The sequence below is a fragment of the Pseudonocardia alaniniphila genome (genome assembly GCF_022524485.1).
Classification (GTDB): Bacteria; Actinomycetota; Actinomycetes; order Mycobacteriales; family Pseudonocardiaceae; genus Pseudonocardia; species Pseudonocardia alaniniphila.
On record NZ_JAKXMK010000010.1, the window covers coordinates 204414 to 217941 of the forward strand.

At 73.3% G+C, this 13528-nt stretch carries 14 protein-coding genes; 6 read left to right on the top strand and 8 right to left on the bottom strand.

Annotated elements, in window-relative coordinates:
* Positions 1-37 precede the first annotated feature (37 nt).
* Entirely contained in the window at positions 38-862 is an 825-nt protein-coding gene (gene nth / locus MMF94_RS13410; RefSeq protein WP_379660330.1) for an endonuclease III, read from the bottom strand.
* Positions 863-1026: 164 nt separating this feature from the next.
* On the opposite strand from nth, the gene MMF94_RS13415 reads away from it, so the two are divergent.
* The 3 genes from MMF94_RS13415 (at position 1027) to MMF94_RS13425 (ending at position 3514) form a co-directional block, all read left to right on the top strand.
* A complete protein-coding gene (locus tag MMF94_RS13415; protein ID WP_241036703.1) occupies positions 1027-1278 on the top strand; it encodes a hypothetical protein in 252 nt (83 codons plus the stop codon).
* 181 nt (positions 1279-1459) lie between these two features.
* A complete protein-coding gene (locus tag MMF94_RS13420; RefSeq protein WP_241036704.1) occupies positions 1460-2134 on the top strand; it encodes a Crp/Fnr family transcriptional regulator in 675 nt (224 codons plus the stop codon).
* Between the two features lie 99 nt (positions 2135-2233).
* Complete coding sequence (locus MMF94_RS13425) at positions 2234-3514, top strand: MFS transporter (RefSeq protein ID WP_241036705.1); 1281 nt, start codon at positions 2234-2236, stop codon at positions 3512-3514.
* An 8-nt stretch (positions 3515-3522) separates the two neighbouring features.
* Here MMF94_RS13425 and MMF94_RS13430 read toward each other — a convergent pair whose 3' ends face one another.
* Together MMF94_RS13430 and MMF94_RS13435 are read right to left on the bottom strand one after the other, a co-directional pair.
* A complete protein-coding gene (locus tag MMF94_RS13430; RefSeq protein ID WP_241036706.1) occupies positions 3523-4314 on the bottom strand; it encodes an MBL fold metallo-hydrolase in 792 nt (263 codons plus the stop codon).
* Positions 4311-5120 (bottom strand): NUDIX hydrolase, encoded by an 810-nt coding sequence (locus MMF94_RS13435; protein WP_241036707.1) that lies wholly within the window; start codon positions 5118-5120, stop codon positions 4311-4313. Before MMF94_RS13435 ends, MMF94_RS13430 begins: the two co-directional genes overlap by 4 nt.
* Positions 5121-5149: 29 nt before the next feature.
* On the opposite strand from MMF94_RS13435, the gene MMF94_RS13440 reads away from it, so the two are divergent.
* Positions 5150-6049 carry a Gfo/Idh/MocA family protein gene (locus tag MMF94_RS13440; protein WP_241036708.1) on the top strand — a complete coding sequence of 300 codons (900 nt, stop codon included), beginning with the start codon at positions 5150-5152 and terminating at the stop codon, positions 6047-6049.
* Positions 6050-6058: 9 nt separating this feature from the next.
* On the opposite strand, the gene MMF94_RS13445 is transcribed toward MMF94_RS13440, so the two are convergent.
* The 4 genes from MMF94_RS13445 to MMF94_RS13460 form a co-directional block, all read right to left on the bottom strand.
* Positions 6059-9460, bottom strand: a complete 3402-nt coding sequence (locus MMF94_RS13445; RefSeq protein ID WP_241036709.1) for a hypothetical protein — start codon at positions 9458-9460, stop codon at positions 6059-6061.
* Positions 9461-9553: 93 nt separating this feature from the next.
* Positions 9554-10141, bottom strand: a complete 588-nt coding sequence (locus tag MMF94_RS13450) for a hypothetical protein (protein WP_241036710.1) — start codon at positions 10139-10141, stop codon at positions 9554-9556.
* Positions 10138-10602, bottom strand: coding sequence for a RidA family protein (locus MMF94_RS13455; protein WP_241036711.1), 465 nt, complete (start codon positions 10600-10602; stop codon positions 10138-10140). The genes MMF94_RS13450 and MMF94_RS13455 overlap by 4 nt, the downstream gene beginning before the upstream one ends.
* Before the next feature lie 4 nt (positions 10603-10606).
* On the bottom strand, positions 10607-10786 hold the full coding sequence (locus MMF94_RS13460) for a Sp36 family protein (protein WP_241036712.1): 180 nt from the start codon (positions 10784-10786) through the stop codon (positions 10607-10609).
* 73 nt (positions 10787-10859) lie between these two features.
* On the opposite strand from MMF94_RS13460, the gene bagA reads away from it, so the two are divergent.
* A complete protein-coding gene (bagA, locus tag MMF94_RS13465) occupies positions 10860-11888 on the top strand; it encodes an ATPase BagA (protein WP_241036713.1) in 1029 nt (342 codons plus the stop codon).
* Positions 11885-13057: an ATPase BagB gene (bagB, locus tag MMF94_RS13470; protein WP_241036714.1), complete on the top strand. Its 1173-nt coding sequence runs from the start codon at positions 11885-11887 to the stop codon at positions 13055-13057. The genes bagA and bagB overlap by 4 nt, the downstream gene beginning before the upstream one ends.
* An 8-nt stretch (positions 13058-13065) precedes the next feature.
* On the opposite strand, the gene MMF94_RS13475 is transcribed toward bagB, so the two are convergent.
* Entirely contained in the window at positions 13066-13416 is a 351-nt protein-coding gene (locus MMF94_RS13475) for a WhiB family transcriptional regulator (protein WP_241036715.1), read from the bottom strand.
* Positions 13417-13528 lie beyond the last annotated feature (112 nt).

Below are 13528 nucleotides of genomic sequence, written 5' to 3' on the forward strand. Positions count from 1 at the left end.
CGGCCGCAACGGTGGGGCCGGCCCCGGACGAGCGAAGTCACGGCGCGTCCTGGTCCTCGCCGCCGGGCGTTGGTGCGGGTGCCTCGTCGTCGGGGATGCCGGCCATGGCGAGCAGGTGCGGCCGCGACGGTCCCTTGAGGAGTGCGGCGGCCTTGATGGGATCGGTGGGGCCCGCGCCGTAGGCGGGGCAGTCGTCGGCCAGTGTGCAGGCGCCGCACGCGGGCTTACGCGCGTGGCAGACGCGGCGGCCGTGGAAGATCACGCGGTGGGAGACGATCGTCCAGTCGCGCTTGGGCACGAGGGCGCCGACGGCGTGCTCGACCTTGACCGGATCCTCCTCCTGCGTCCAGCCCCAGCGCCGGACGAGCCGGCCGAAGTGGGTGTCGACGGTGATGCCCGGTACGTCGAAGGCGTTGCCCAGGATCACGTTGGCCGTCTTGCGGCCGATCCCCGGGAGGGCGACCAGCTCGGGGAGGGTGTTCGGCAGTACGCCGTCGTGCTTCTCGACGAGGGCGGCACCGAGCCCGATGAGGGAGTTGGCCTTGTTCCGGAAGAAGCCGGTGCTGTGGATCATCTCTTCGAGCTCGGTGCGGTCGGCCTTGGCGTAGTCGATCGCCGTGGTGTACCGCCTGAACAAGGCGGGCGTGACCGAGTTGACGAGCTTGTCTGTGCTCTGCGCGGACAGAATCGTGGCGACGGCCAGTTCCAGCGGCGTGGTGAAGTCGAGCTCGCAATGCGCGTCGGGATGGGTGGCGGCGAGGGTGCGAAGCATCCGGCCGACCCGCCGGGCCCGGCCTAGAGGCGGCTCACCATCGGCCACCCGTTTGGCAAGGCGCGCAGCGTTCCGCGCAGCGGTGGTCACGCTTCGAGCGTACGGCGCCACCCCGACAAGAGGCGAAGGTGCCGGTTGGTCAGCGGTCATCACGGACCGTGACCGGCAAATGTTACGAGACGATATCGACACGCCGACGTGCTCACCCCCTGCCCGACGGTCGCCATCCCTCGTGCGGGAACATCAGCGTCGTCATGACTGCCTGGTTGTCAGTCCTCGTGCCGCTGCTGGTGATGTTCTTCGCGCTCGGGATGGAGCGCGTGGAGTCGAAGCTGCGTGAGGCCACTCTGCGCCCGGAGGAGCTCGAAGAGCTCCTCGAACGACCGCGCCCGGACGAGGTTCGGGCCCTTTTCAGGCAGGGCACGGGCCGCGCGCTCGAGCTGTTCCGGCTACGCAACCGTCGCGGCCGGGGGCCCCGCCCACCCAAGCGCAGCAAGGCGGCATGACCGGGCTCCGGTGGAGCCCTCAAGACCGGTCGAACCGCACTGAACTGGGCTTATACGTGACGAAAACGCCCCATGGTGGCCACTGGAGAGCGGTCGCGGCGGCACGCACCAAACGCACACCCCCTAGACTGGCCCGCCAGTGGTCCGCCGCGGCTGAGCGGCCGGAACGAGGGGCGGTGCAGTGGACGAGGTTCTGATCCGCGCGGGGATCTTCCAGGGAGTGGAGCCCCACGCGGCTGACGCTCTGGCTCAAGCGCTGGAGCCGGCGGAGTTTCCGCGTGGGCATGTCATCTTCGCGGAAGGTGAGCCGGGAGATCGGCTTTACATCGTCGGTAGCGGCAAAGTGAAGATCGGACGGAAGTCGCCGGACGGGCGCGAGAACCTGTTGATGGTGGCCGGGCCGTCCGACATGTTCGGCGAGCTCTCGATCTTCGACCCGGGGCCGCGCACGTCGTCGGCCACCGCGGTCACCGAGGTTCGGACGTACACGATGGACCGCGCGGCGTTGCGGGAGTGGATCGGGAAGCGACCCGAGATCGCCGAGCAGCTGCTCCGGGTGCTCGCCCGTCGGTTGCGGCGCACCAACAACATGCTCGCCGACCTGATCTTCACGGACGTGCCTGGCCGGGTGGCGAAGTCGTTGCTGCAGCTGGCGCGGCAGTTCGGGTCGCAGGAGTCGGGCCTGTTGCGGGTCACCCACGACCTCACCCAGGAAGAGATCGCGCAGCTCGTCGGTGCGAGCCGCGAGACGGTGAACAAGGCGCTGGCCGACTTCGCCCACCGGGGCTGGCTGCGGCTCGAGGGCAAGAGCGTGCTGATTCTCGAGCCCGAGCGGCTCGCTCGTCGGGCCAGGTAGCGCACCGACCTCCGTCGGCTCTGCTCGACCTGCCCGGGACCTGACGCACGGTAAGTCGCCAATCGGCCTTGCGGTAAAGACTGGTACGCACGTACCAGAATGTGTCACGCTTCTGGTGTGTCCGCCTCGTCCGCATCGCTCTCCGACTACCGCGTCGTCCTGACGTCACCCGGCGCCCCGGGCCCCGTGCTCGCCTCCGTGGTCGGCCGTCTGCCGATCGCGATGATCGGCCTGGCCACGCTGCTCTTTGTGCAGCGCGCAACCGGCTCGTTCGCGGCTGCCGGACTCGTCTCGGCGGGCGTGCTGGTCGGGGAGGGGACGGGCGCTGTCCTGCAAGGCCGATTCATGGACCGGCGCGGGGCGACGAGGCCGTTGATCCTGGCGGCGATGCTGTTCGGGCTGGCGGTCGCCGCTCTCGCTGCCGCGGTCGAGGCCGATCAGCCACTGCCGGTGCTCGTGGCGCTCGCGGTGGTTGCCGGGCTCGTGCAGCCCGCCCTACCCGGAGCCTCCAGGGCCCTGTGGGCCGATCTCGTGCCGCCCGGGCCCCTGCGCTCCACCGCTTACGGGTACGAGGCGATCAGCCTCGAGGTCTTCTTCATCCTCGGTCCGGCGATCGCCGCGTTCCTCGTGGCCGCACCATGGCCCGGGACCGGCTTGGCGGTGGCGGCAGCGGCCATGGTGGTGGGCGCCGTCGGCTTCGCACTCACCCCCGCCGTCCGGGCCCGGTCGGCCAGAACGGCGCACGGCGGCTCACCCGCTGTCGGACCCACGTCGCCAGGGCTGCTCGGCGTGCTGGCGGAGCCCGGAATGCGCACGGTGGCGATCGCGTCGCTCGGGTTCGGGCTCGTCGTCGGCACGGTCGAGGTCGGCGTGCCCGCGGTGACGGCCGCGGCCGGCTCGGCAGCGATGGGCGGCGTGCTGCTGTCGGCGTGGTCGGTCATGTCGGTGCTCGCCGGCGTGCTCTACGGGCTCCGGCCGTGGCCGCGCCCGTTGCACCTGCGGATGCCGGTGCTGCTCGGCGTGTTCGCGGTGTTCGTCGCCGCCATGGCGCTGACCGGGCCGTCGGGGTCGCTGGCCGTGCTCGTCGTGGCGATGCTCCTGGCCGGAGCGGTGATCACCCCGCAGGTCACCGCCCACTCGATGGCCGTGGACATCGCGGCCCCGGCCGAGACGGCGACTGAGGCCTTCGGCTGGGTGATCACCGCTGCCACGATCGGGATCGCGGCCGGGCAGTCGGTGGCAGGGGTCGTCGTGGAGGAGGCGGGCCCTCCGGCGGCGTTCCTGGCCGGTGGTGTGGCAGGCGTGGTGCTGGCTGTGGTGCTGTGGCTGCGCCGGGGCACGCTCGCCACCACGCCCGCTGCGGTCCCCGTGGCCTCCTGACGGCGCCCTCAGCGCTCCGCGCGCAGGTAGTCCAGCTGCGCCTGCACCGACAGCTCGGCGGCCGGCCAGAGCGTCCGGTCGACGTCGGTGTAGACCACCTCCACCACCTGCCGTGCCGACGCACCCTGGCCGAGCTTCCCGAGCGCGGTGCGGACCTGGTCGAGCCGCTGCTCGCGGTGGGCCAGGTAGGCCGTGGCCGCCGCCGGGGCATCCGGAAGCTCGGGCCCGTGGCCGGGCAGCACCGTGGTGCCTGCAGGCAGCTCGCTCAGCAGCCGCAGCGAATCCAGGTACGGGCCCAGTGCCCCGTCGGGGTGCGCGATCACCGTGGTGCCACGGCCCAGGATCGTGTCGCCCGTGAGCACGGCGGGCCCCGCGGAGGGACCGTCGAGCAGGAATGACAGGGAGTCCGACGTGTGGCCCGGTGTGCCGACCACGCGCAGCTCGACTCCGGCGCCGGTCACCACGTCGCCGTCCCCGAGCGCCTCCGACCCCAGCACGAGCGAGGGGTCGAGGGCCCGTACCGGCGCTCCGGTGAGCTCGGCGAAGCGCCGTGCTCCTGCGGCATGGTCGGGGTGGCGATGGGTGAGCAGGACCAGTGCCACCGGACCGTGCGCGGCGACCCGGCGCAGATGCTCCTCGTCTTCCTCGCCGGGGTCGACGACCAGGCACTCCTCCACGTCAGGAGCCCGCAGCACCCACGTGTTCGTGCCCTCCAACGTCATCGGCGACGGGTTCTCCGCCAGCAGCACCGACGCCAGCGCGGTGACGGGTCGCAGCTCGCCGTACGCGGGGTGGCTCATGCGCTCCCTCCGGGAGCGATGCGTTCGATGTCGATCGCGAAGTCGGGATCGCCCGGGAGTACGACGACGACCTTCTCGCCATCGCGGCGCACCACCGGCGTCACCGGCTGTACCACGCGGTCGTCGGCGGCCGCGAGGACCGATGCACTGTCGGGGTGCTCGGCGATCTCCTGCAGCGTGCGGACCGTGGGGGCCATCAGCTCGATCTCCCCGCGCTGCCAGTGCTCCAGCGCCTCGGACGGGTGCCACCACGTGGCCTCGACGGCCTCGGTGGTGTGGGCGTCGGCCTCCTGGCCCTCCGGGACGAGCGCCACGAAGAACACCGTGTCGTACCGGCGTGGCACCGCGGGAGGCGTGACCCAGCGCGCCCACGGACGGAGCAGGTCGGCGCGCAGCACGAGCCCGGTCTCGGTGAGCATCTCGGCGAGCGTCCGCTGCCGGGCGACCAGGTCGGCCCGGTAGCGCTCCACGTCCGCGGGTAGCTCGGGCGCGGCCAGCAGCACACCGCACTCCTCGAAGGTCTCCCGCACCGCGGCCTGCACGAAAGCCCCTGCAAGGTCGGCGTCACAGCCGAGCCGCTCGGCCCACCAGCTCGGATCCGGTCCGGCCCAGGACGGCAGCGCCGCGCGGTCCGCTGCAGCGACGCCTCCGCCGGGGAAGACCGTCATGCTGCTGGCGAAGGCCATCTCGGGCACCCGTCGTTGCAGGAAGACCTGTAGCGGGGTGCGCCCGGGCGGAGCGGCGGGGGCGTCTCGCACGAGCAGCACGGTTGCCGCAGGCCTCGGGACGACGGGCTCGGAGGGCATGAACGGACAGTAACCCGCGTCCGGGCAGGATGTGTGGTGTGGATCAGCTGCGAGTGGGTCTTGTCGGCGGTGGCCCGTGGGCCCGCAACGTGCACGGGCCCGGACTCGCGGCACACCCCGCCACGGAGATCACGGCGGTCTGGACTCGCAGGCCGGAGGTGGCAGGCGAGCTCGCCGCCGAGTTCGGGGGCCGCGCGTGCGACCGGCTCGACGACCTCCTCGACGACGTCGACGTGGTGGCCTTCGCCGTTCCGCCGCAGGTGCAGGGCCCGCTGGCCGTGCGGGCCGCCGCAGCGGGCAGGCACCTGATCTGCGAGAAGCCGCTCGCCGGGTCGGTCGAGGATGCGCGAGCGGTGGTGACCGCCGTGCAGCGAGCGGGTGTCCACTCCTCGATGGTGCTGACGCTGCGGCACTCTCCCGCGGTGCGCGAGTGGCTCGCGGGCCTGCCGTCGGCCCCGGCAGGCCCGGACACGGTGGCCTCGGCGCGCTGGCTCTCGGGAGCGCTGCTCGGTGGCCCGTACTCCGCATCGTCCTGGCGCATCGAGCACGGCGCTCTCCTCGACCTGAGCCCACACGTGATCGACCTCCTCGAAGCTGCCGTAGGCCCGGTCGCTTCCGTCGGCTGGGCGCACCACGACGAGCCCGACCTGTGGCGGTACGGCCTCGTGCACGAGGGCGGGGCGCGCAGCACCGTGACGATGTCGATGCGGCTGCCCATCGATCCGACGGAGACCGAGTTCGCGGTGTTCGGTCCGGGCACGCCCCACCGGCTCGCCGGCCGCACCGCCGACGCGTCCACCTGCTACGCGGCGCTGCTCGACGAACTCGTGGCCGCGGTCGCCGGAACAGGGCCGACCCCGGCACTGGGCGTCGAGCGGGGCCTGCGTTTGCAGGAGCTCATCGAACAGGTGCGCGCCACCGCTGGGTGACGGGCGGCGTCAGCCGGCCATGTCGGGCGGATCCCTCCGGGGGTTGCCATTGCTGCCGGAGCCGTTGCCGTTCGACCCGCTCGGCCCCGATACGTTGGCGATTCCGGCCCGCCGGATGACCCGTGGCCGGGTACCGCCCTGGAGCTCGGCCTGGAGCCGGGCGAGCAGTTCGCGATCGGAGTCGCTGAGCCGCGCCAGCGACTCCGGCCGCAACCCGAGGTCGGCCCCGGCTGCGTCGGGCCGCGGCGCGGGCGCCGGAGCGGCCGCAGCAGGCGGCTCCGGGCGGGGTGCGGGTTCCGGCTCCGGGCGCGGCTCGGCCGGCGGCTCGGCGACGCCGTTGCCCTCACCGATCTGTTCGTCGGCGTACCGGTGCCGGGCGGGACGCCGGGGCGCGGGCCTGGGCTCGCGCGATGGCAGCTCGTCGTCGAAACGGGCGGCTGGTTGGCCCGGCCGAGGGGGGTCGACGCGCCGTTCGGGGGCCTCGTCGGAAGCCGACTCCGGCTCGTCGGGGCGTCGCGGCGGCCTGTCGGCCAGTGCCGATGGCGCCATAGCCCACGATCCCGACAGCCACTCGGAGGACCACTCGTCGTCTCCGCGGGCCGGCTCGCGGTCGTCGTCGCCCGGCGTCGGCGTCGGGGCCGTGGCACCGAGCGACTTGTCCTCACTGATCGTGGGGTCGAGCAGGGGCTCCAGCAGCGGCTCGCGAAGCGGCCCGCTCAGCGGATCGTTCAGCGCGTCGAAGGCCGGTGTCTGACCGAGCGAGCCGAAGATGTCGTCATCGCGCGGGTCCTGAGGCGATGGGCGGGGCGGTTCCGCTGCCTTGGCGACGCGCTGCGGCAGCTCGGTGCTCTGCTCCTCCACGGGCGGTCCACCCGCTTGTCCGTTGACAGGGCCCTGCGTGCCGGCGGGCGGCGGGACGCTCTCGCCGCGGCGGGGCAACGGGCCCGCCGCCGGTGCGGGAGGGCGGTTGATCGGGGCGACGGTGGGACGCGGGGGTTGTGGTGCAGGCGAAGGCCGTGGCGGCCGGTCTCCCCGGACGGGCAGCGGGTCGGACGGCGGAAGGTCCTTCTGCGGGTCGCTGAACAGGGGGTTCTGCTCCGCCGGTCGCCGTGCCCCGGTGTCGCCCGGTCCCGGGCGCGCTCCGGTGTGCTCGGCCCCGGGTCGTGCTGCCGTGTCACCGGAGTCGGTCGGACGCTCTCCGAGCCGTGCTGCGTCGTCCCCCGAGTCGCCTGCGTCGCCTCCGCGGTCGTCCGCTGCGGGCTGCTCGGTGTTGCTGCGGGTGCCGAGCCACGCCTCGGTGTCGCTCCCACCCGGTGCGGGGTCGCGGGTTGGCTGGTCGTCGGGTGCGGGCGATGTCGCGTGGTCGCCCGTGCCGCCTGCTGCGGCGGGTCGTGCTGCGGTGTCGGCGGAGTCGTCCGCGCGGTCGTCGACTCCGGGCTGCGCCGTCTGGTCGCGAGCGCCGGGCCGTGTCTCGACGTCCCCGGTGCCTGCGGCTCGATCGCCTGCCGGTGGCTGTGCCGTGTGGTCGCGAGCGGCCGGTCGTGCTGCGGTGTCGCCGGGGCGGGAGCGGTCGTCGGCGCCGGGTGGTGGCGTCTGCCTGCGGGGACCACCGGGCCGCGACTCGGCAATCGACCGTTCCAGAAGGGCCTCGAGTCGTGCCGCGGTGTCTCCTGCACCGGCCATGCGACCGGGAGCGCCAGGTCGTGGTGCGGCGTCTCTGGTGCCGCCTGCGGGGTCGCCCGTGCCCGGCCGCGTGGTGGGGTCGTGGGCGTCCATGCGCGGTGCGGTGTCAGAGGTGCTGGTCGGACGCTCAGCGGCTGCGGGCTGTGCGGCCTGGTCGCTGCGGGCGTCGAGCCGTGCCGCGGTGTCACCGATGCCGTTGCTGCCGGGCGGGGTGCCGTTGTCCCGGGGTCCGGTGTGGTCGCCGATGCCCGGCCGCGCTCCGGCGCCGGTCACGTGGTCGCTGGTTCCCCGCTGTGCTGCGGTATCGCCTGCCCCTGGCCGTGTTTCGGGCTCACGCGCTTCGAGCCACGACGGGCCGCCGCGGGTGCCGTCACGCCGCGGAAGGTCTGCGGGCCGTACCCCCGGGTCCACTGCTCCGAGCCGCGCTGCTGTGTCGTCGGCGGCGGGTCGAGCGGGGGTGTCGCCCGGACCGGGCCGCCCCGCGGGATCGCCTGCCTCGCGGCGTGCTCCGGCGTCGCCGACGCCTGCCCGTCCAGCGCCCCCGTCGGCGCCGGGTCGTGCTGTCTGCTTGCGGGATGCGGGGCGCGCGGTGTCGGCGCCTCCCAGCCATGCCGCGATTTCGCCGACTACGGGGCGTGCCTTGGTGCCGGCGCCTCCGAGCCACGCCGCGCCTTCGCCGGGTGCGGGCGGTGTCTTCGGGCCGGCTGCGGGGCGTTTTCTGGTGTCGGCGCCACCCAGCCACGCTGCGCCTTCGCCCGGTGCAGGGCGTGCCGCCGGCTCGACGGCTCCGGCTCGCGCGGCGGGATCGTCGGTGCCACGGGGCTGGACGGCCGGCAGCGAATCGGTGCCTGCCTCCGACGACCCGGACTCCGACCCCGACTCAGCTGCCGCCGCGGGCCTGCGGTGCGGAAGCGGGCCGGCAGGCGGTGATTGGCGTGGGTCGGCAGGAGCGGCAGGCCGCGGGTCGGAGACGCCGGCTCGGGGCGGGGTGCCCAGGAGGCCAGCGACGTCGGCCTTCGGGGGTGCCAGCGGATGGCGGGTCCGGCGCGTTTCTGGGGACGCTTGCGCACCAGGGGTCGGCGCCGAACGCTCGGAGAGCCAACCGGGAAGCTCCGCGGCGCGCTCGTTCTCGTCGTCCCATCGGATCGGACGGGCACGGCGCAGGGCGGCGGTGTGGTAGGCGAGCAGGGGCACGCCCGCGATGAGGACCTCCACCGAGGCAGGAACGCCTGCCCGATCGAGGATGACGGCGAGCTGGTAGGCCAGCACGTCGGTGGCCCGCGCTCCGGGCTGCGCCTCCACGAGCACCACCGGGTGCGGCAGGGGACCGGGAGCGGAACCCGCGGGCGTCAGGCGACGGGCGACGAGTACACGGCAGCCCTGCAACTGCCGGGCGGGCACGGCCAGCAGGGCCGCGGCCACGACGTCATCGGACGGACCAGGCTCGAACCGGTGGTCCGAGCCCTCCTCGGGGCGTGCGGGAGGAAGCGTGGCGTCGGGGTCGAGGTCGGTGCGGGCGGAGCGGGCGGCAGCAACGAGTGCGGAGCGGACCGGCTGGGGGAGAACGGCGCCCGCGGCCACCAGGCTCGCGGTCAGGATCTCGACGGCGTGGGCGTCCTCACCCACAGCGACCAGCTCACGCGCCCAGGCCAGCAGGTCGTCGTCCACCCGGCCGGCCAACGACAGCAGCAGGTCGTGCGTCGTCTCCGGTGACGTCTCGTGCTCCACTCGGCCTCCCTCCCGTACGCCGGTCCGAGCCGACTGCCATGCGACGCCCTGGCACCGCCGAGTGTCAGTCCCCGCCCGTTACGCGCCGGTTGGTCACGCCCCCACGAGCGCGGACGGGCAGTGCCACAGCGACGCCGACCCAATGATGGCGGCCTGGTGGTACGCCGGAGGCTCCCCGTGCGGCGGGAGCACCTCCACACACGGTGTGCGGTCGCCGTGTGCCCGCAGTACGCGCTGAAGGGTTCCGGCGAGAACCCACGGCCGTTCGCCGCCGGACACGATGACGACACGCTGCCTGCCACGACCGCCGGTGCGCCACGCGTGGCGCAGCTCCACGCAGCCGGGGTGGCCGCGGACCACGGCGAGCACGCTCAGCGCGGCCTGGTCCGGCCCGTCCGGAGCCTCGAAGGCGACGAGGAGATCGTCGGGGGTGTGGGCGGGAAGCACGGCGTCGAGCAAACGGCGCGAGGCCCCCCACTCACCGGCGGCGGCAGCGAGCATGTCGCGCTCGTCGTCGGTGAGGCCCACCCGGTGGCGCAGCAGCTCACGCGGGAGGGTGGCGGCCAGTGCGGACCGGCCGCTGTCGGCGAGCCAGTCGCGCATCCGCCACAGCAAGTCGTCTGGCAGCCTTCCGGCCAGCCGGACCAGGAGGTCGTGGCACGCCTGGTCGGCCGCGCTCACGGCCCTGACACCTCGACGACCAGCTCCACCTCGACCGGAACGCCCAGCGGCAGCTCGGCCACGCCCACGGCGGACCGTGCATGCCGGCCCGCCTCGCCGAAGATCTCGCCGAGCACGTCGGACGCGCCGTTGATGACGCCGGGCTGCCCGGTGAACCCGGGAGCGGAGGCCACGAACCCGACGACCTTCACCACCCCGGTGACGGCGTCGATCCCTACCAGGGCGTCCACCGCCGCGAGGGCGTTGAGTGCGCAGATCCGGGCGAGGCGGTAGGCCTCGTCGGGGTCGATCTCCGCACCGACCTTGCCCGTGCCTGCGGGCTTGCCGTCGACGAAGGGCACCTGGCCCGAGGTGAACACCAGCGAGCCCGTGCGGCGTGCCGGGATGTAGGACCCGGCCGGAGCCGCGACGGACGGGAGCGCGATGTCGAGCTCGCGCAGACGATCGGTGGTGGTCCCCATGCCGTCAGCCCCTCACCGGTCGCTTGAACCAGGCGACGAGCTGTTCGGGGCTCGCGCCGGTGGTGACGGCGACCAGCTCCCAGCCGTCCCGGCCGAAGTTGTTGAGGATCGCCTGCGTGCTGTGGATCAGCACCGGAGCGGTGAGGTATTCCCATGTCGTGACCGAGGACCCTGGGCTGCTCATGAATGGTCACTGTAGCCAGCGCCTCATCCCGTTCGAGCGGCCGGGCGGACGCCGGCTCCGTAACCTGACAGACGTGACGTCTTCCCACTGGCCCGCCGCGCTGTCGGCGGCCCGCCTGCACGTCGTCTCCGGGAAGGGAGGCACGGGCAAGACCACGGTGGCAGCCGCGCTGGCGCTCGCGCTGGCGAGCGGTGGCCGGCGCACGCTGCTGATCGAGGTGGAGGGGCGCCAAGGCATCGCCCAGCTGTTCGACACGCCCCCGCTGCCCTACGAGGAGCGCAAGATCGCGGTGGCGCCCGGCGGTGGGGAGGTCAGGGCGCTCGCGGTGGACGCCGAGGCGGCGCTCCTGGAGTACTTCGAGCTGTTCTACCGGCTGGGAATGGCCGGGCGGACGCTGCGCCGGATGGGTGCCATCGAGTTCGCCACCACGCTGGCGCCCGGCCTGCGCGACGTGCTGCTCACCGGCAAGGCCAAGGAGTGCGTGAACCGCCGAGGGCCCGATGGCAGGCCTGCGTACGACGCGGTGGTGCTCGACGCCCCGCCCACGGGCCGGGTGGTGAGCTTCCTCGACGTCACCAAGGCGATGGCCGACCTCGCGAAGAGTGGGCCGATCCACAGCCAGGCCGCGGGTGTGGTGAAGGTGCTGCACTCGGACCTGACCGCGGTCCACCTGGTGACGCTTCTGGAGGACCTGCCGGTGACCGAGACGCTCGAGACCGTCGACGAACTGTCCGTCGCCGGCTTCCCGACGGGAGCGTTGATCGTCAACCGGGTACGGCCGCAGTGGCTGCCGGACCGCTCGGTCGCCGCCGCAGCCAACGGGCGTGTCGACGCCGAGCGCATCCGCGCCGGGTTGTCGACGGCCGGGCTCGATCTTCCCGCGGACGTGATCGACGGGCTGGTCGCGGAGACCGTCGACCACGCGGTACGGGTGCACGCCGAGGGCCTCGCCCTCGCGCGACTCGACGAGGGGCCTCCGCTGCCGCGGCTCGTGCTGCCGCAGCTCGTGGAGGGCGTCGACCTCGGCTCGATCTACGAGCTGGCGGAGACGCTCGTCGAGCAGGGCGTGTCGGTGCCGGCGCTGAGCGGGGCCACCTCATGAGCCCGCGTGTTCCTGATCCGCTGGAGGTCGACGCGCTGCTCGACGACCGCGACACCCGCGTGATCGTCTGCTGCGGCTCCGGCGGCGTCGGCAAGACCACCACGTCGGCGGCGCTGGCGCTGCGGGCCGCGCAGCGCGGCAGGCGCACGGTGGTGCTCACGATCGACCCGGCGCGCCGGCTGGCGCAGGCGCTCGGCCTGGAGGCCCTCGACAACGAGCCGCACCGCGTGGCCGGTGTGGACGGTCCGGGCGAGCTGCACGCGATGATGCTGGACATGCGCCGGACCTTCGACGAGATGGTCTACGCGCACGCCGAGCCGGGACGCGCAGAGTCGATCATCGAAAATCCCTTCTACCAGACCATCTCCTCGTCGTTCTCCGGCACGCAGGAGTACATGGCGATGGAGAAGCTGGGCCAGCTCGCGGCCACCGGTGAGTGGGACCTCATCGTGGTGGACACCCCGCCGTCCCGCTCCGCGCTGGACTTCCTGGACGCGCCCCAGCGCATGTCGAACTTCCTCGACGGCCGGATGATCCGGCTGCTCTCGGCCCCCGCCCGCGCGGGAGGCCGGGGCCTACGCAAGATCGTCGGCGCGGGCTTCACACTGTTCGCCAAGGCGGTCTCCACGATCCTGGGCGGCCAGCTGCTGGCCGACGCCTCGGCGTTCGTGCAGGCGTTCGACACGATGTTCGGCGGGTTCCGTGAGCGCGCCACAGCCACGTACGCGCTGCTGCGCTCGCCCGGCACCGCGTTCCTGGTGGTGGCCGCGCCGGAACCCGACGCATTGCGCGAGGCCGCCTACTTCGTGGACCGGCTCTCCGCCGACGACATGCCGCTCGGCGGCCTGGTGCTCAACCGCACCCACCCGGTGCTGGCGCAGCTCTCGGCGACGAAGGCTCGTGCCGTGGCCGAGGGGCTGCGCGGCGCGCCGCTGGCTGCCGCGGTGCTCAGGCTGCACGCCGACCGGGTGGACCTCGCCGAGCGGGAGGACCGGTTGCTCTCCCGCTTCACGAGCGCCCACCCGGCCGTGGCCGTCACCAAGGTGCCGGTGGTGGCGGGAGACGTGTCCGACCTCGACGGGCTGCGTGAGATCGGCGCACTCCTTGCCGCGGGCGACCGGGAGCCGGCAGCCGCCGCCTCTGCGCGACGGCTGCGCTCGGCCCGGTAGCAGGACACTCAGGCCGACTCCTCCAGCTGCCCGAACTCCCGCTCGTCCACGGCGCGTGAGCCGACCGGTTCCTCCGCCACGGACGAGTAGTGGGCCGTGCGGGCATCGGCGAGAAGATCCGCCCACGAACGCACCCCGGGGCGGGCGCGGAGCAGCGCGCGCCTCTCGCGTTCGGTCATTCCGCCCCACACGCCGAACTCGATGCGCTGGTCGAGGGCATGCGCCAGGCACTCGGTGCGGACCGGGCAGGTGCGACAGAACTGCCGCGCCTCCCGCTGCCGGGCCCCGGTCACGAACAACCCCTCGGCGTCGACCGTGCGGCACCGTGCTGCCACCCGCCAGTTCCAGCGACCCGCCATGGCTCCTGATCCCCTTTCCGGAGTCGTGATCGTCACGACCGGCACAGACGGATTCTGGAAGCCTCTGGTTCCGCGGGTAACCGAGCAAAACTACTCAAATCAGCTGAAGGGT

Coding starts and splice junctions, on each gene's coding strand:
- bagB (WP_241036714.1), top strand. CDS start 11,885: ATGAGCCCGCGTGTTCCTGATCCGCTGGAGGTCGACGCGCTGCTCGAC.
- MMF94_RS13460 (WP_241036712.1), bottom strand. CDS start 10,786: ATGAGCAGCCCAGGGTCCTCGGTCACGACATGGGAATACCTCACCGCT.
- MMF94_RS13435 (WP_241036707.1), bottom strand. CDS start 5,120: ATGCCCTCCGAGCCCGTCGTCCCGAGGCCTGCGGCAACCGTGCTGCTC.
- MMF94_RS13455 (WP_241036711.1), bottom strand. CDS start 10,602: ATGGGGACCACCACCGATCGTCTGCGCGAGCTCGACATCGCGCTCCCG.
- MMF94_RS13475 (WP_241036715.1), bottom strand. CDS start 13,416: ATGGCGGGTCGCTGGAACTGGCGGGTGGCAGCACGGTGCCGCACGGTC.
- MMF94_RS13430 (WP_241036706.1), bottom strand. CDS start 4,314: ATGAGCCACCCCGCGTACGGCGAGCTGCGACCCGTCACCGCGCTGGCG.
- MMF94_RS13415 (WP_241036703.1), top strand. CDS start 1,027: ATGACTGCCTGGTTGTCAGTCCTCGTGCCGCTGCTGGTGATGTTCTTC.
- MMF94_RS13440 (WP_241036708.1), top strand. CDS start 5,150: ATGTGTGGTGTGGATCAGCTGCGAGTGGGTCTTGTCGGCGGTGGCCCG.
- MMF94_RS13425 (WP_241036705.1), top strand. CDS start 2,234: ATGTGTCACGCTTCTGGTGTGTCCGCCTCGTCCGCATCGCTCTCCGAC.